The organism is Ramlibacter sp. (assembly GCF_035548915.1).
Classification (GTDB): Bacteria; Pseudomonadota; Gammaproteobacteria; order Burkholderiales; family Burkholderiaceae_C; genus Ramlibacter.
Genome location: NZ_DASZSE010000010.1, coordinates 22,517 through 39,184, shown reverse-complemented (window position 1 = coordinate 39,184; position 16,668 = coordinate 22,517). Strand labels below are relative to the sequence as shown.

The window sequence follows — 16,668 nt, the reverse complement described above, 5'->3', positions numbered from 1 at the left end:
GCACCAGCAAGCCGCTGCCCCAGCTCGCCGGCGGCACGATGCGCTCGCGCATCGATCCCAGCGCCCACGCATCGGCGTGGCCGCCCACGATCTTGCCTTCGCTGTTGTACGTGCGCAGCGCCACCAGATCGACCCCGCGCGAGGCAAGCTTCTCATCGCGGTCCTGCACCACCAGGTTGCCGTTGCTCGCGTTCACGTACACCTGCTCGCCGCTTCGGCCGGTGCCGGCCGAGCCCGCGGTTCCTTGCTCTGCCAGCGTGGCAAGCGAAGTAAGTGTCAACCCAAGACTGTTGCCCGCGACGACAGCGACCATGAAGCGCTCCTCCCCAAAAAAAGGTCCTGGAAGAGCAAAAAGATCGCTCCCCCCACAAACACCTCATCCCCACGCGCTGCGATTCGCGCGGCAACGCGGAAGATTTATTTCGTGAGAAATGTACAGGACACTTTGGTGCTATTCTTTGTCGCCCATGTGCCGGCGAACATCGTGAAGGGAACCGCCTCGTGACACGCGTGAATCTCCTGCTTTCAGCGCTCGAGGGAGAAAGCCTCGACGAGTTCGCCTCGGCCATGTTCGAAAAGCTCGGAGTTTCGAGTTTTGCGCAACGCGCCAGCGGCCCGCACGGCAGCCGCTGCTATGTCGGCACAGACGCAGACGTGGAGTTCGAGGTGCTCGCGTGCGACGAACCCGGCCAGGAAGACCTGCCGTTCTGCCTCCGAATCTCGGCGGCCCCTCGCGGGCAGGCATCGGTCCAGTTCGTCGAAGAGCTCGCCCACAACGTCGAGCAGCTCGTGAAGCCTTTCGGCCGCCGGGTCGCCCGCATGGATGACGCCGACCCCGTCGTGGAGCAGGGCGCGACTTCGGCTTGAGGCCGCCCGAGCCCACGCAGCGGGCGAGCGACGCTCAGCGTGCCCGCGCCCGCGCGGGCCGATCGCCGCACCGCTTCACCCACGCCGCGGTCTTCGGATAGTCTCCCAGGCCGATCCCGCACAGCATGCCGAAGCCCAGCGCTCCCGCGCACGCGAGATCGGCCAGCGTGAAGCCGCTGCCCACCAGCCACTCGCGATCCGAAAACCGCTCCTCCAGCGTGCGCAGCATGCGCTCGAACTGGCCGCGGTTGTATTCCGCGCAGGCACCGCTGCGGTCCTCGGGCTTGTACGAGAAAGGCGAATCGAGGCCGTGGTACACGTACTGCATCATGTGCGGCGACAGCTCCGTGCCCGACCAGACGAGCCACGAAATCGCATCGGCCCGCAGCGCACTGCCCGGTGCCGGCCACATGCCCTTGTCCACCGCGTACCTGTGCGCGAGGTGCAGCAGGATCGCGATCGATTCGAAGAAGCGCTGTTCGCCGTCCACGAGTGCGGGCACTTTGCCGTGCGGATCGATCGCGAGGTAGGCGGGCGAGAGCTGCTCCTTTTTCTTCAGGTCGATCTCGATGAACCTGTAGGGAAGCGCGAGCTCCTCGAGCGCCCAGGAAACTCGCGTGCCGGAGCTGCGCGGGAAGGAATAGAGTTCGATCGCCATGCGTCTTTCTCCTTGCGGATGAGACGCAACGCTACTCCTTCCGCGCGGCCTCAGGAAGATCGCTTACCAGCGCTCGCGGCAGATCGCCTTCGAACGCTCAGCGGAAGATCACCGTCTTGTGCCCGTCGAGCAGCACGCGATGCTCGCTATGCCACTTCACGGCGCGCGCGAGCACCAGGCTCTCGGTGTCGCGGCCGGTCGCGGCGAGGTCTTCCACCCGGAAGGTGTGGTCCACGCGTTCCACGCCCTGCTCGATGATCGGCCCCTCGTCGAGGTCCGCCGTCACGTAGTGCGCCGTCGCGCCGATCAGCTTCACGCCGCGGTCGTGCGCCTGGAAGTACGGCTTCGCGCCCTTGAAGCTCGGCAAAAAGCTGTGGTGGATGTTGATCGCGCGGCCTGCGAGCCTGCGGCACATGTCGTCGGAGAGGATTTGCATGTAGCGCGCAAGCACGACGAGCTCGGCGCCTTCGCCCTCGACGATCTCGAGCTGCTTCGCCTCGGCCTGCGCCTTGGTCGCGGGCGTGACGGGGATGTGATGGAACGGCACGTTGTAGCTCGCCGCAAGCTGATAGAACTCGCGGTGATTGGAAATGATCGCGCGAATGTCCAGCCCGAGAAGCCCGCTTTTCACGCGAAAGAGGAGGTCGTTCAGGCAGTGGCCTTCCTTGCTCACGAAGATCACGGTGCGCATCGGCTGATCGGTGGAGTTGAGCTGCCACTGCATCCGAAACGGATCGGCGAAGAACCTGAGCTGCGTCTTCAGGTCGTCGAAGGTGTGCTGGTCGCAGCCGAACTGCACCCGCATGAAAAAGAGGCCGGTGGCCGGGTCGTTGTACTGAGCCGCCTCCTCGATGTTGCCGCCGCGCTCGTAGAGGAAGCCGGAGACGGCGTGGACGATGCCCGGCTTGTCGGGGCAGGCGAGGGTGAGGACGTAGGTGCGCTTCATGCCGGGGGAGATTGTCCCACGGGTGCATGTCCCCGCGCACGGTGCCAAAATGGCCGCTCGCCTCACCGTTCGCCTCACCGTTCGCCTCTCGCCCGATCGCAAGCAGTCCCAGGAGACCCGCATGGCCTACAACGACTTCGCGATGGACAACCACTGGTTGCCCTTCACCCCGAACCGCCAGTTCCGCAAGGAGCCGCGCATCTTCACCGCCGCCGACGGCATGACCTTCACCACCCACGACGGGCGAGAGGTGATCGACGGCATTTCGAGCCTCTGGTGCGTGGGCGCGGGGCACAACAGGAAGCCGATCAACGAGGCCATCAAGAAGCAGCTCGACACGCTCGACTACGCGACGGCCTTCCAGGCAAGCAACGACCAGGCCTTCCTCGCGGCGCAGAAGATCGCCGAGATGGCGCCCGGCGACCTGAACCGCGTGCTGTTCTGCAACTCGGGCTCGGAGGCGGCCGACACGTCGCTGAAGGTCGCGCTCGCGTATCACCGCGCGCGCGGCGAGGGCCACCGCAACGTCTTCATCGGCCGCGAACGCGGCTACCACGGCGTGGGCTTCGGCGGCATGAGCGTGGGCGGCATCGCCTCCAACCGCAAGGTGTACGGCGGCGCGCTGCTGCCGCGCGTGGACCACATGCGCTTCATCCACGATGCGAAGCACGCGTTCATCCACAACACGGAGCCGGTGTGGGACGAAGACCCGCTCCTCGAGCTCGAAGAGCGCATCCTGCCGCTGCACGACCCGAGCAACGTGGCCGCGATCATCGTCGAGCCGGTCGCGGGTTCGGCCGGCTGGTACCTGCCGCCCAAGGGCTACCTGAAGCGCCTGCGCGAGATCTGCGACAAGCACGGCATCCTTCTCATCTTCGACGAGGTCATCACGGGCTTCGGACGGCTCGGCACGAACTTCGGCGCGGACTTCTACGGCGTCGTGCCCGACATGCTCAATTTCGCGAAGTGCGTGACCAACGGCGTGATCCCGCTCGGCGGCGTGATCTGCCGCGACAAGCTCTACGACGCGATGATGAAGACCGAGGCGCCCGAGCACGTCATCGAGTTCTTCCACGGCTACACGTATTCGGGCCATCCGGTCGCCTGCGCGGCGGCGGTCGCGACGCTTGGCGTCTACAAGAGCGAAGGCCTCTTCCAGCGCGCGGGCGAGATGGGCAAGGTGCTGGGCGACGCGTTCCACGCGACGTTCAAGGGCCTGCCGAACGTGATCGGCATCCGCAGTCTCGGGCTCGCGGCGGCGGTGGAGCTTGCGCCCATCGCGGGGTCGCCCGGCAAGCGCGCGTTCGACATCTACCTCGATTGCTTCAAGCGGGGCGCGCTGGTGCGGCCGGCGGGCGACGTGATCGTCATCGCGCCGCCCTACATCGTGGAGAAGCAGCACATCGACCAGCTCGTGAACACGCTCGCGGATTCGGTGAAGCGGTTTGCGTGATCGGTGGGGCGACCGAAGGGCCCCCGCCATCACTACTTGAGCAGCGGCGCCAGGCCCTGCCAGATCGTGTACGCGCTGAAGACGATCAGCAACCACACGATCCACGCGCCGAAGCGGCCCTGCCCCGGCTGGCGTTCGACCATGCGCACGGCAGGCGGAGTCACGTGCGACTCCGGCGGCAGCTCGTGCCCCTCCCTCGCGAGAATGGCTTCGATCTCTTCGTTCGAAAGCGGCTGGGCCTGCGCTTCCTCCGCCGCGGAGGACACGTCCGCCTTCCCGCCCTCCTGCGCCTCCTCTCCTTCCAGCACGATGCGCGACCTGCCATCCAGCGCGGACGGCGTGAAGCTCGCGACGGGCGCGATCCACGCGGGGGCGGCGGGCGCGGTGGGGGCGGCCGGCGCGGCGGGCGAGGGCACAGCTGCGGACGCCGGCGACGCGATGGGCGCGCGTGTGGCCACGGGCTTCATGTCGTCCAGCATCCGCAGCATGCGCTCCAGGGGCGTCGCGAAGTCGATGCCCGCCGCGAAGTCGCTGTTGGCCTTCGCGCGCGCGTCGCGCTCGTCGCGCGACCGCAGCAGCGTGCGGCACGCTTCCACCAGCTCGTCGTACGGCGCGAACACGATGCCCGAGCGAGACCAGTCCGCAAGCGGTGAGAACACGGACGCTTCGCAAGCGATGGGAACGCCCTGCGCGACGGGCTGCAGCACGCGCGCGAGCGGAAAGAGCGCCGTCTCGTCGTAGTGCACGTGCAGTACGAGGCGCGCGCGCTTGATGGCCGGCGCGAGTTCATGCGCGAAAACGCCGGTGACTTCCTCGACGGTCATGCCGGCTTGCCGCAACCGCTCGAGCAGGGCGGTTCGGCGCGCGCTCGGCGAACCGTAGAAGAGCACGTCGACGCTCGGCTCGTACGGCAGATCGGGGCGAAACGCGATCGAGCGGCCGGGCACGATGGGCAGTTCGAGCGCGCGCTGCGCGCCTGCGCTTTCGTTGCGCAGCCATTCGAGATTGACCGCGTGGTAATCGGCCACGAGCCACTGGCGCAGCCAGGAAACGTAGGGGCTGCCGGCCGCGTTGGGCTCACCCGCGAGCGGCTTCAGATTGAAGACGACCGCGCGGCGGCGGTCGAGCTGCTCCACCGCGGGCAGATGCGGCGGCAGCGCGCCGAGCACGATGCAGCGCTGTTGCACGTCGGTGCGGTTCACATGGACGCTCGAGCCATACCCCGCCGCGCGGATCGAATCGCGCAGGGAGAGCGCCGCTTCGGTGAAGGTACAGGGGGCCGGCGCGTAGGGGTTGATTTCCGCGACGTTCACGACATCGCGCTCTTTCTCGTTCGCGCTCATCGTCATCCGGCGCTTCGCGGGCGCTCGCGCAGCTGCGCGCAATAGTCGGTGCTCGTGTCCACCGGCGGCAGTTGCACAGACCGGGCGCGAAGCCGCACCGGCAGATGCAGCGGCACACCCATCAGCGGATCGACGTGGCCCGAGCCCGCGATCAGCACGACGGTCTTGCCGGGCCGAAGCGCCGCGGTCACCGCCTCGGCCATGGCACGGTCGCGCGCGATCTGGATGCGCGCCATCGGCGCGAGTTGCGCCGCGGGCAGCATGTCGCAGTGTCCGCTACGGATGCTTTCCCGCAGACTGCGCAATGCGGCGGGGGGAACGAGCGAGTCGAGCGCCTCGTCGGCACGCGCGGCGCGCATTTCCGTCGCGCCGATGTTGCCGCCGACGACGGGCACCCCCGCGCGCACGGCGGCCATCACGGCCGGGCCATAGAGCTCCCATGACCAGCCGGCCTCGCGCGACCAGCCAAGCGCCTGCCTCACGCTTTCTTCGCTCGCCTCGGCCGCAAGGCCCGCGGTGGAGCGTCCGTGCCCGGCCATCTCGAGCACGACGGCCGCGAGCTCGCCGCGCGCCGCGAGCACGTCGACCAGGTCGCGATGGAGCCGCTGGTGTTCGGGTGCGTCGTGCTGCTCGCCCACGAGGAGCGCGGGCACGATCACGTCTTCGCGAGCGCCTTCAGCGGCATCTTCACCGAGCGCGCCGGCGGATGCCGCGCACCCCGCGACGAAAAGCGCCGCGACCAGAAGGGCCGCAACCGCGAACAGTACGTGATGGCGCATGGGACCGCGCATGGGGCGATCCTACGCCCTGGGCTTCGTTTTTCTTTTGGGGGAGAGCTCGCAGACGAGTCGCGCCTTGTGAGCCCGTGGCGAAACGCCCCGCGCCGGCGCGGCGCAGGGCGGGGCCTCAATGGATCACGAGCGGGTTCTGCGCGAGTTCCGCGTACCCGTCGAGCGTGGCCTCGACTTCCTCCTGCGTCGGCGTGTTCAGCTGCCAGGCGTTGATCTGCCGCTGGAAGGCTTCGGCCCAGGTGCCATCGAGGTAGACCTCCTTGTTGGAGCGCTTGTCGACGATCTCGAAGCCGTGCCGCGCGATGCGCGGTGACGGCTCTCCGTCGGCGGGTTCGTTCGCCTGCAGGTGCACGACGACGAACGAATCGGAGTCATAGAGCATTTGCATGGTCGTATCCTTGTCCTTGTAGTTGGCAACGCTCACCCCCGTTTCAAGGCCGACGGGCGGAAGCAGGGCGTTACTGCCTTTGCCTTGACTACAGGTTAGGCGGGCGGCGGGCTCAGCCTTTGTCGGTTGAGGACCAGCGCTGGTCCACCGAATCCCCATTGGGGTTTGTCAGACGGACCCGTACGGGGGCGTAGTCCAGCCTGGGAGCGAGCCACAGCTCCACCTTCACGTCGTACTCCTTGCGGGGCACGCGCTGCAGCTTGACGGCGCGCACCGCCCCGCCGGGCAGCTCGAGCGCCTCGTCACCTTCGACCGTGAAGATCCACGTGTCGCATTCCCCCGTTCCCGCCGTGGGGATTGCGATGGAGGTGCCACGCGGATGGCGCGACGGCGCGCCGCCCACCATGGCCGCGAGCTGCAGCACGACACTCAGGCGGTCCTGCGTGCCCGCGAGGAGTTCCGCGTCGGGCCGGTTGCTGCTGAAGGTGATCTTGCCCTTGTCGCGCTCGAAGTGCGTGGCCCGTTCGCTGCGCAGTCTTTCGGTGAAGCGCTCGGGCTCGAGCCCTTCGGGGCTCACGCGGCCCGAGCTGGTCTGCACGCGCGTGGGCAGCATCGGCGCGCCCACTTCGAGCCGCGCTTCGTAGGCGCTCGAGTCGTGGCGCCATTGCAGCTCGGCGCGGCCCGCGAGCGCCAGCCCGTGATAGGTGGCCTCGACCTCGTAGTGCAGGCGCGAGGTCGGCAGCAGCGCCACGGGATGCGATGGCACGGCGTCGCGCACCGCCGCGGGCGACGGTGCGCGGTGGGAAGGCGGGGAGGCACTGGTGGAGATCAGTTCGATCTGCCGCAGCGTTGGGGGCGGCGTTTCGGCTGCGACAGGTGGCTGCGCCAGCGCGGGCGAGGCCGCGCGCGTGTCGTGCGGTGTCGCGGGTGTCGCGGGTGTCGCGGGTGTCGGGTGCCGCGAAGGAGACGGCGCGGCGGCGGTTGGGCGAGCGGCCGCGCGCGAAAGCGCAGGCGGTGCCATCGCAGCGATCTCGCGCGTCATGAAGCTCGAGGTGGCCTGCGCCGGTGTCACGGCAGGCACGGAGCCCATCATGAGCAGAACCACGTGCACCGCCGACACGCCGGCCACGAGCGCGAGCAGTTGCCGCGCGGGCGGGTTGGCGGTCGGGTTGGCGTGCGGATGCTTCATTCGGCTCGATGCCCCAGGTCGCGCGAGAGTTGCGCGGCGCACGCCTTCAGCGGCCGGTCCACCGCGCCGCCCCATTCGGGATCGAAGGTGCCCGTCGGCCCGAGCGCGACGATGCCGAGCGCCACGTGCCCGTCCGAATCGAACACCGGTGCGCAAAACCCGACGATCCCCGGCAGCAGCGTGTCCACCACGCGCGCCATGCCGCGCTTGCGCACGTCCTCGAGCAACGCGCGCACCTGCGCCATCGTGCGCGGCACGTCGCTGCGCTGCTGCTTCAGCGCGCGCGCCATCTCCTCCTTCAGCATCGGCGCGATCGCCTCCTGCGGCGCATACGCGGCAAAGCAGCGCCCGGTCGCCGACGTGAGAAGAGGCATCACGTCGCCCAGGCGCAGATTCACCGTCACCGCGCTCGCGGACTCTTCCCAGTGCACGATGGTCGGGCCGTGATTGCCCCACACCGCAAGCGCGATCGTGTGGCCGATCTCCTCCATGAGCGCTGCCGCGCGCTCGCGCGCGAGCTTCACCGCATCGAGCCGCGCGAGCGACGCGAGCCCGAGCTGCAGCGCCGCGGGCCCGAGGTCGTAGCGCGTGCTCGCCGCGTCCTGCACCACGAGCCGCAGCCGCTGGAAGCTCACGAGGTAGCGATGCGCCTTGGCGGCGCTCATGCCCGCGGCCTTCGCAAGGTCGCGCAGCATGACCGGCCCCGCCGCATCGCCGAGGGCGCGCAGCAGCGCGAAGCCCACTTCCACCGACTGGATGCCCGCCCGCTCCTTCATCTACAATTACGATTAGGTAAATTCATTTCACAATGCGTAATGAGTCCGTGGGACTCTAGCGCAAGTTCGGGCCTGGGGGCAAACGATGAAGCTGGCGACGTACAAGGATGGCTCGCGCGACGGGCAACTGGTGGTGGTCTCGCGCGATCTCTCGACGGCCCATTATGCGACCGGCATCGCGGCGAAGCTGCAGCAGGTGCTGGACGACTGGAACTTTCTCGCGCCTCAGCTGCAGGATCTCTACGACACGGTGAACGGCGGCAAGCCGCGCCACGCGTTCCCGTTCGATCCCGCGCAATGCATGGCGCCGCTGCCGCGTGCGTACCAGTGGGCCGACGGCTCGGCCTACATCAACCACGTGGAGCTCGTTCGCCTCGCGCGCAATTCGAAGGTGCCGGAGAACTACTACACCGAGCCGCTCATGTACCAGGGCGGCAGCGACGATTTCCTGGGCGCGCGCGACGACGCGCCCTTCGCGAGCGAGGACTGGGGCATCGACTTCGAAGCCGAAGTCGCCGTCGTCACGGGCGACGTCCCGATGGGGTCCACGCCGGAACAGTCGCTCGACGGCATCCGGCTCCTGATGCTCGCCAACGACTGGAGCCTGCGCCACCTGATCCCCGACGAACTCGCCAAGGGCTTCGGCTTCTTCCAGAGCAAGCCCGCGACCGCGTTCAGCCCGGTGGCCGTCACGCTGGACGAAGCGGGCGACGCCTGGCAGCAGGGCAAGCTGAATCTCACAGTGCAGTCGCAATGGAACGGCCGCACGGTCGGCATGTGCGATGCGGGGCAGGAGATGACGTTTCACTTCGGCCAGCTGATCGCGCACATCTGCAAGACGCGCAACGTGCGCGCCGGCTCGATCGTCGGCAGCGGCACGGTGAGCAACCGCGCGATCGAGAAGGACGGCAAGAAGGAGTGGGTGAAGGGCTACTCGTGCATCGCGGAGAAGCGCGCGATCGAGACGATCCTGGACGGCAAGCCGTCCACCGACTATATGAAGTTCGGCGACACGATCCGCATCGAGGCGAAGGGCCGCGACGGACTGAGCGTGTTCGGGGCGATCGAGCAGCGCGTCGCGCGCCAGGGCAAGTAGGCCCCGACTCCTCAGAGGCGCAGCCAGGGCGTGCCCGTCTCCTGCGCTTGCGTCTTCGCGAGCGCCTGAAGAAACGCGTCGCACCACCACTGCACGTCGTACTGTCGGATCGTGCGCATGAGCTCCTGGTGGCGCTGGCGCCGCTCCTCGAGCGGCATCTGCAACGCGACCTGGATCGTCGCGGCGGTGCCTTCCATGTCGAACGGATTCACGAGCAGCGCTTCCTTCAGCTGCTCGGCCGCGCCCGCGAACCGTGAAAGCACCAGCACGCCCGGATCCTCCCGGTCCTGCGCGACGATGAATTCCTTCGCGACGAGGTTCATGCCGTCGCGCAGCGGCGTGACCAGCGCCACGCGGCTCGCGCGATAGAGGCCGGGCAGGCGCGCCCGTGCCACGGTGCGATGGATGTAGCGCACCGGCATCCAGTCGAGCTCGCCGAAGTTGCCGTTGATCGCACCGCAGAGGCTTTCCAGCTCGTGCAGGATGTCGCTGTACGCGCTCACGTCCTCGCGGCTGGGCGAGGCGATCTGGATCAGCGTCGCGCTGTCGCGGGTCTCGGGGTATTTCGTGAGCAGTTCGCGAAATGCGCGCAGCCGGTGCGGCAGGCCCTTCGAATAGTCGAGCCGGTCCACGCCCACGAGCAGCTTGCGGCGCGAATACTCGTTCTTCATGCGGTGGTACATGTCCGTCGCTTCGGGCGCGCGGGCGAGCGATTCGAACTCCTCGACGTCGATGCCGATCGGAAACGCGCCCGCCTGCACCGTGCGTCCGAAAGCGCGCCACCGGCCCTTTTCCACCTGCTGCGCGTGTGCTTCGACTTCGACGTATCGGCCGAAGTGGTCGCAGTCGGTCTGGCTCTGAAAGCCGAGCAGGTCGTACGAGAAGAGGCCGCGCAGCAGCCAGTCGTGCCCCGGGATCGCGGCGAGGATCTGCGGCGGCGGCAGCGGAATGTGCAGGAAGAAGCCGATGTGCTGCCGGCAGCCGAGCGCGCGCAATTCGCCCGCGAGCGGAATGAGGTGATAGTCGTGCACCCAGATCACGTCGTCGGGCAACAGATACGGTACCAGCTTGCGCGCGAAGAGCTGGTTCACGCGCCGGTAGCCGCCGATGCTGTTCGCCTCGAAGTCCGCGAGGTCCAGCCGGTAGTGGAAGACGGGCCACAGCACGCCGTTGGAGTAGCCGAGGTAGTACTCGTCATGGTCCTGCCGGCACAGGTCCACCGTCACGAGCTTCACGGGGCCCGCCTGCTGCTGATGCAGCTCGCCCTCGCCGGGCGCGCCCTCCTCGATGCGGCCGCTCCAGCCGAACCAGAGGCCGCCCGTCTTCTGCAGCGCCTGCGACAGGGCGACGGCGAGGCCGCCGGCAGAGGTCTTGCGCGGGTCCGCGACGCGGTTGGAGACGACGACGAGGCGGCCCAATCCGAGTCCTTCCTCAGATGACCGTGTCCCAGGGCGCGGAGAGGCGTACGGCGGCGTTGATCGTGCCCACCATCGAGTACGTCTGCGGGAAGTTGCCCCACATCTCGCCCGTGACCGGGTGCGTGTCTTCCGAGAGCAGGCCGACGTGGTTGCGGCTCTTGAGCATCACCTCGAAGATCTCGCGCGCCTGGCTCTTCCGGCCGATGCGCGCGAGCGCGTCGATGCGCCAGAACGTGCAGATGTTGAACGCGGTTTCGGGTTTGCCGAAGTCGTCGGGCGCCTCGTAGCGGCGCATGTACGGCCCGTCGCAGAGCGACCGCTCGAGCGCATCCACCGTGGAGACGAAGCGCGCGTCGTTCGGATCGATCATGTTCACTTCGGCCATGAGAAGCGCGCTCGCATCGAGGTCCTGCCCTCCGAAGCTTTCGGCGAAGGCGCCGCGCCGCTCGTTCCACGATTCGGCGAGGATGCGCGCGCGAATCGCATCGGCGCGCTCGCGCCAGTAGCGGATGCGCTCCGGCAGGCCGAGCGTGGCCGCCACCTTGGCGAGCCGGTCGCACGCGGCCCACGACATGAGCGCCGACGACGTGTGGATGCGCGCGCGCGTGCGCAGCTCCCACATGCCCGCATCGGGCTGGTCGTAGACGCGAAAAGCCTGCTCGCCCATCGCTTCGAGGTGCGAGAACTCGGCGCGCGTGGCACGGCGAAAGAGCCGGTGGTCGTGAAACGCCTGGCCCGCGCCGAGCACGATGTTGCCGTAGACGTCGTGCTGGAAGTGTTCCTGCGCCTGGTTGCCCACGCGCACCGGGCCCATGCCGCGATAGCCGGGCAGATGCTCCAGAATGAACTCGGGCAGCTTCTCCTCCTGCCCGATGCCGTAGAGCGGCTGCACGTGCCCGCCGCCCGAGCGGATCACGATGTTCATGAGCCAGCGCAGGTACTCCTCCATCGTCGCGACTTCGGAGATCGAGTTGAGCGCGCGCACGACGAAGAACGCGTCGCGCAGCCAGCAGAAGCGGTAGTCCCAGTTGCGGCCGCTGTTGGGCGCCTCGGGAATCGATGTCGTCATCGCAGCGACGATGGCGCCCGTGTCCTCGAAAAGCGACAGCTTGAGCGTGACCGCCGCGCGGATCACGGCGTCCTGCCATTCGAGCGGCACCGCGAGCGCGCGCGACCAGCCGCGCCAGTAGCTCACCGTCTCCTGCTCGAACAGCCGCGCGGTGTCCTCGATGCCGGTAGCGAGCGTCTCGTCCGGGCCCATGATGAAGTTCATGGGCCGGTCCACCACGAAGAACGTCTCCGACAGCACGTACGAGATCGGTGCATCGCAATTCACCCGCAGCGTCGTGCCCGGCCCGACGTAGCGGATGTGCGTGCTGCCCTGCGTGACGGCCGGGCGCGCGCGGCCCCAGTCGAAGCGCGGGCGCAGCAGCACCCGCATGCGCGGCGACCCCTGCAGCACCCTCACGCGCCGCACGAGCGTGAGCGGGCGGAACATGCGTCCGCGGCTCCAGAAGCGCGGCGCGAGGTCGGTGATCTCGATGCCCTGGCCGCGGCGGTCGTAAAGACGCGTGTGCAAGACGGCGGTGTTGGGCTCGTACTGCTGTTCGCTGCGCGCGAAATCCTCGAGCTCGAAAGCCCACACGCTCGCGTTGTCGCTCGGATCGATGAGGGCGTTGAAGACGGGGTCGCCGTCGAATCGCGGCAGGCAGCACCACACGACACTCGCGCGCTGGTCGATGAGCGCGCTGTACGCGCAGTTGCCGATCATCCCGAGATTCAGGCTGGGCACCAGGGACTTGTTCTCGTTCATGTCGACGCCCCCGAGATGGTTCTGGCGGCGAGCGCCGCGCGAAGCTCGTCGCGCAGTTGGGCCGGGTCGCGCAGCCGCCGCCAGGCAACCGTGTGGCCGTCGCCGACCTTGATGCCCAGGCCGCCCAGGCGCTGCACCGTGGAGAAGCCGACTTCATCGGTGACGTCGTCGCCGATGAAAAGCGGCACGCGCCCCGCGAACGGAGGCTCCTTCATGAAGGCTTCGATCGCGCGGCCCTTGCTCGCGCCGCCGGGCTTCGCTTCGACGACCATCTTGCCGCGCAGGAGCGTAAGGCCGGGAGACTGTTCGACCGCGGCCTGCATGGTGGCGACGCAGAGCGCTTCCAGCGCGGGCGCCTGGCGGTAGTGCAGCGCGAGCGAGCCGCGCTTCGTCTCGATGAGAAGGCCCGGATGCTCGCGCGCGAGCGCGACAGCGGCCTGTTCCACGAGTTCCAGCGGATGCGTGGAAAGGAGCGTCACCTCGCCGCCGGCCCCGCGGCGCTCGGCGCCGTGCACGCCGGCAAGCGGCAGCTTGAGCGGCTCCAGAAGCGCGTCGATCTGCTCGATGGGGCGCCCCGAGATGACGGCGACCGCGCCGCCCAGGTAGTCCCGCAGCATGGCGAGCGTGTCGAGCAGCGGGGCGGGCACGCGCACGGCTTCGGGTTGAGGGGCGATGTCCACGACCGTTCCGTCGAAGTCGAGGAACAGCGCGCACGTGGGGGCGAGGATCTCCGCAAGCGTCATGCGCGCTGAAGGTACCAAATATGCGCTCTCGAGGCCAGATGGCCGCTTCACGAGTAGGCGTAGGATCAAACCTACAGCCCGGCCGGGCACCGGTCGTACGATACCTGCCAGACCATGGATTATTCGCGTTATCAGACTCTTGCGATCGAACGCCGCGGACCCGAACAAAGCGTCCTTGACATCCGCATGCGTGCCCTGAACGGCAAGCTGCCCACGGCGGGTCACGCGGGACACCGCGAGCTCACCGAGATCTGGCGCGACGTGAGCGCCGACGAGAGCGTGCGCTGCGCCGTGCTGCGCGGCGAAGGGCAGGGGTTTTCCGGCGGCGGGGACCTGTCGCTCGTGCAGGACATGGCGCGCGACTTCGAAGCGCGCAGCCGCGTGTGGAAGGAAGCGCGCGACCTCGTCTACAACGTGATCAACTGCGACAAGCCGATCGTGAGCGCGATCCACGGCCCCGCCGTCGGCGCGGGACTGGTCGCGGGGCTGCTGGCCGACATCTCCGTCGCGGCGCGGGGCGCGAAGATCGTCGACGGCCATACGCGCCTGGGCGTGGCCGCCGGCGACCACGCCGCGATCGTGTGGCCGCTTCTTTGCGGCATGGCCAAGGCCAAGTACTACCTGATGCTGTGCGAGCCGGTGAGCGGCGAGGAGGCGGAGCGCATCGGGCTCGTCTCGCTCGCGGTCGATGAAGACCAGCTGCTCGCCCGCTCGTATGAGATCGCGGACAGACTCGCGACCGGTTCGCAGTCGGCGATTCGCTGGACCAAGTATTCCCTCAACAACTGGCTGCGCCAGGCGGGCCCGGCGTTCGACACGTCGCTCGCGCTGGAGTTCATGGGATTCGGCGGTCCGGACGTGCTCGAAGGCGTGGCGTCGCTGCGCGAGCGGCGCACGCCGAAATTCTGATCGTCCGACTCGCGGGCGGCGGGCTCAGCGCGCCCATACGACAAGCGGCCGGCGGTCGCAAACATGGCGCTGCACGGTTCGGCGTGGCGTGGAAGCGGATCGGCCGCGGCGAACGGTAGATTAATGATGTCTCATGAATTAGAGGCCGCCGCGCATACAATCGCGTCGTCGTACACGAAGGAATCCGCGCGATGAAAGGTCCGCTGGCACCGCTGCTTTCTCCCAGGTCGATCGCGATCGTGGGCGCCTCCGGCGACTTGCGCAAGCTGAACGGCCGGCCGATCGCGAACCTGCTTCGCGACGGATACGCCGGGCGCATCCTTCCCGTGAACCCCTCGTACCCGGAGATCGCGGGCCTGAAATGCTTTCCCGACGTCGAATCGCTGCCCGAAGTCCCCGATCTCGGTGTCGTGGGCGTTGGCGCATCGCGCGCCGTGCAGGCGGTCGAGGCGCTCGCGGCGAAAGGCGTGCGGTTCATCATCGTCTGGTCCGCGGGTTTCGCCGAGGCCGGCGCCGAAGGCGCCCGGCTCGAAGAGGACCTGATGCGCGTCGCGCGCGCACGCGGCGTGCGCGTGTGCGGCCCGAACACGCTGGGCCTCACGAACGCGTTCGAACGCATGCCGCTCACGTTCAGCCAGTACGCCGACCAGCCGATCGCGGCCGGCCCGGTCGCCTTCGTGAGCCAGTCCGGCGCGTTCGGCACGGCGGTGGCGACATCGGCGCGCGAGCGCGGCATCGGGCTCGGCTACTTCGTGAGCACCGGCAACCAGGCGGACCTGACGGTGGCCGACGTGCTGGATGAAGTGCTGGACGACACGCGCATTTCGGTCGTCGTGGCCTATCTCGAAGGACTGAAGGACGGCCTCGCCTTCGCGCGCGTCGCCGACAAGGCGGCACGCATGGGCAAACCGCTCATCGTCGTGAAGGTGGGCCGCCAGCCCGCGGGGCGCCGCGCGGCGGTGTCGCATACCGGCTCGCTCGCGGGCGACGATGCGGTGTTCGACAGCATCGTGCGTCAGTTCGGCGTGCTGCGGGCGCAGGACGAGACGCAGGCGCTCGACCTCGCGGCCGCGCTCACGTGCTGCCCGGCGGCCGAAGGCGACGGCCTGGGCCTCATCACGATCTCCGGCGGCGCGGGCGCGATGATGGCCGACTTCGCCGAGGACGCCGGCTTGCAGGTGCCCGTGCTGCGCGAAGCGACGCAGGCCGCGCTCGGCAAGGTGCTGCGCGGCTTCGCCTCGCTCGGCAATCCGGTGGACGTGACGGGCCAGGTGCTCGAAGACGTGAGCATGCTCACGCGCAGCCTCGCCATTGTGCTCGGCGACGATCAGGTCGCGGTGGCGGTGATGTGGGTGCAATCGCTGCATCGGCAGGCGGACGAATTCGTCGATCTGCTCGTCGCGTTCAAGGCCACCGCAGCGAAGCCCTTCGTGCTCTGCTGGCTGAATCCTCCTGCGCCGGCCCTGCAACGTCTGCGCGACGCGGGCGTGTGCGTCACCGACCGGACGCAAGGCTGCATCCAGGCCGCCGCGGGGCTCGTCGCCTTCGGCCGCACGGTGCGAATGGCGAAGCGCCGGCAGCCCTTTCCCGTCGCGCCTACAGCGCCCGCTCGCGCGAACACGGAAAGACGAAACGTCGCAACGGTTGAAGCGGGAGAGCTCCTCGCACGTGCCGGCCTGAAGATCGCACCGACACGCCTCGCGCGCACCGCGGAAGAGGCCGCGCGGGTCGCGGGCGATCTCGGGTTTCCGGTGGCCGTGAAGATCGAATCGTCCGACCTGCCGCACAAGACGGAAGCCGGAGGCGTTCGCCTGTCCCTCGCCGATGCTGCTGAAGTGCGCGCCGCCTTTGCCGACGTGATGCGCAATGCGCAAGCTTTCGATCCGGCGGCGCGCATCGAAGGCGTCGTGGTGCAGGCGATGGCGCGTCCCGGCACCGAACTCGTGCTCGGCCTGAAGCGGGACCCCGCCTTCGGCCCCATCGTGATGGTGGGCCTGGGCGGCATCTTCATCGAGGTGCTGAAGGACGTCGTGTTCGCGGTGCCGCCGCTCGATGAGGAAGGCGCGCTCGCGATGATCGGGCGCATCCGCGCGCAGCCGCTCCTGCGCGGCGCTCGCGGCAAGCCGCCGGTGGATGCCCGCGCGGTGGCCCAAGCGCTCTGCGCGTTGTCGTGCATCGCGCTCGCGCACCCGGACATCGCCGAGCTGGATCTGAACCCGGTGTTCGCGGCCGACGATGCTATCGTCGCCGTCGATTGGCTCATGGTGAGGGACTGACG

At 68.5% G+C, this 16,668-nt stretch carries 16 protein-coding genes; 5 read left to right on the top strand and 11 right to left on the bottom strand.

What is annotated here, in order from left to right; all coding sequences use genetic code 11:
- Positions 1 to 313, bottom strand: a 313-nt coding sequence (locus VHA82_RS02600; RefSeq protein WP_325539981.1) for a hypothetical protein, incomplete at its 3' end; no start/stop codon positions are given.
- A 188-nt stretch (positions 314 to 501) separates the two neighbouring features.
- Here VHA82_RS02600 and VHA82_RS02595 point away from each other — a divergent pair.
- Complete coding sequence (locus tag VHA82_RS02595; protein ID WP_325539979.1) at positions 502 to 867, top strand: hypothetical protein; 366 nt, start codon at positions 502 to 504, stop codon at positions 865 to 867.
- A 34-nt stretch (positions 868 to 901) separates the two neighbouring features.
- Here the strand turns inward: VHA82_RS02595 and VHA82_RS02590 are convergent, their stop codons facing one another.
- Both VHA82_RS02590 and purU read right to left on the bottom strand, forming a co-directional pair.
- Complete coding sequence (locus VHA82_RS02590; protein WP_325539977.1) at positions 902 to 1,525, bottom strand: glutathione S-transferase family protein; 624 nt, start codon at positions 1,523 to 1,525, stop codon at positions 902 to 904.
- Between the two features lie 97 nt (positions 1,526 to 1,622).
- Entirely contained in the window at positions 1,623 to 2,471 is an 849-nt protein-coding gene (gene purU / locus VHA82_RS02585; protein WP_325539975.1) for a formyltetrahydrofolate deformylase, read from the bottom strand.
- Positions 2,472 to 2,592: 121 nt separating this feature from the next.
- Between purU and VHA82_RS02580 the strand changes: the two genes are divergently transcribed.
- A complete protein-coding gene (locus tag VHA82_RS02580) occupies positions 2,593 to 3,924 on the top strand; it encodes an aminotransferase class III-fold pyridoxal phosphate-dependent enzyme (RefSeq protein WP_325539973.1) in 1,332 nt (443 codons plus the stop codon).
- A gap of 32 nt (positions 3,925 to 3,956) precedes the next feature.
- Here the strand turns inward: VHA82_RS02580 and VHA82_RS02575 are convergent, their stop codons facing one another.
- The 5 genes from VHA82_RS02575 to VHA82_RS02555 form a co-directional block, all read right to left on the bottom strand.
- Positions 3,957 to 5,273, bottom strand: a complete 1,317-nt coding sequence (locus tag VHA82_RS02575; protein WP_325539971.1) for a glycosyltransferase family protein — start codon at positions 5,271 to 5,273, stop codon at positions 3,957 to 3,959.
- Positions 5,270 to 6,058: a ChaN family lipoprotein gene (locus tag VHA82_RS02570; RefSeq protein ID WP_325539969.1), complete on the bottom strand. Its 789-nt coding sequence runs from the start codon at positions 6,056 to 6,058 to the stop codon at positions 5,270 to 5,272. Before VHA82_RS02570 ends, VHA82_RS02575 begins: the two co-directional genes overlap by 4 nt.
- Before the next feature lie 115 nt (positions 6,059 to 6,173).
- Positions 6,174 to 6,446 carry a BTH_I0359 family protein gene (locus tag VHA82_RS02565; RefSeq protein ID WP_325539967.1) on the bottom strand — a complete coding sequence of 91 codons (273 nt, stop codon included), beginning with the start codon at positions 6,444 to 6,446 and terminating at the stop codon, positions 6,174 to 6,176.
- 112 nt (positions 6,447 to 6,558) lie between these two features.
- Positions 6,559 to 7,635 (bottom strand): DUF3108 domain-containing protein, encoded by a 1,077-nt coding sequence (locus VHA82_RS02560; protein WP_325539965.1) that lies wholly within the window; start codon positions 7,633 to 7,635, stop codon positions 6,559 to 6,561.
- The gene (locus tag VHA82_RS02555; RefSeq protein ID WP_325539963.1) at positions 7,632 to 8,411 is read right to left on the bottom strand and encodes an IclR family transcriptional regulator; all 780 of its coding nucleotides are present in this window, start codon (positions 8,409 to 8,411) and stop codon (positions 7,632 to 7,634) included. Before VHA82_RS02555 ends, VHA82_RS02560 begins: the two co-directional genes overlap by 4 nt.
- Positions 8,412 to 8,496: 85 nt before the next feature.
- Here VHA82_RS02555 and VHA82_RS02550 point away from each other — a divergent pair, with 85 nt between their 5' ends.
- Positions 8,497 to 9,507: a fumarylacetoacetate hydrolase family protein gene (locus VHA82_RS02550; RefSeq protein WP_325539961.1), complete on the top strand. Its 1,011-nt coding sequence runs from the start codon at positions 8,497 to 8,499 to the stop codon at positions 9,505 to 9,507.
- Between the two features lie 11 nt (positions 9,508 to 9,518).
- On the opposite strand, the gene otsA is transcribed toward VHA82_RS02550, so the two are convergent.
- Genes otsA through otsB form a run of 3 tightly spaced genes read right to left on the bottom strand, consistent with a single transcriptional unit; the run spans position 9,519 to position 13,481 of the window.
- Positions 9,519 to 10,925, bottom strand: a complete 1,407-nt coding sequence (gene otsA, locus VHA82_RS02545) for an alpha,alpha-trehalose-phosphate synthase (UDP-forming) (RefSeq protein WP_325539959.1) — start codon at positions 10,923 to 10,925, stop codon at positions 9,519 to 9,521.
- Between the two features lie 13 nt (positions 10,926 to 10,938).
- The gene (locus tag VHA82_RS02540) at positions 10,939 to 12,738 is read right to left on the bottom strand and encodes a glycoside hydrolase family 15 protein (protein WP_325539957.1); all 1,800 of its coding nucleotides are present in this window, start codon (positions 12,736 to 12,738) and stop codon (positions 10,939 to 10,941) included.
- Complete coding sequence (gene otsB / locus VHA82_RS02535) at positions 12,735 to 13,481, bottom strand: trehalose-phosphatase (protein WP_325539955.1); 747 nt, start codon at positions 13,479 to 13,481, stop codon at positions 12,735 to 12,737. Before otsB ends, VHA82_RS02540 begins: the two co-directional genes overlap by 4 nt.
- Before the next feature lie 114 nt (positions 13,482 to 13,595).
- Between otsB and VHA82_RS02530 the strand changes: the two genes are divergently transcribed.
- Positions 13,596 to 14,390, top strand: coding sequence for an enoyl-CoA hydratase/isomerase family protein (locus VHA82_RS02530; RefSeq protein WP_325539953.1), 795 nt, complete (start codon positions 13,596 to 13,598; stop codon positions 14,388 to 14,390).
- Between the two features lie 191 nt (positions 14,391 to 14,581).
- Positions 14,582 to 16,666: an acetate--CoA ligase family protein gene (locus VHA82_RS02525; protein WP_325539951.1), complete on the top strand. Its 2,085-nt coding sequence runs from the start codon at positions 14,582 to 14,584 to the stop codon at positions 16,664 to 16,666.
- Positions 16,667 to 16,668 lie beyond the last annotated feature (2 nt).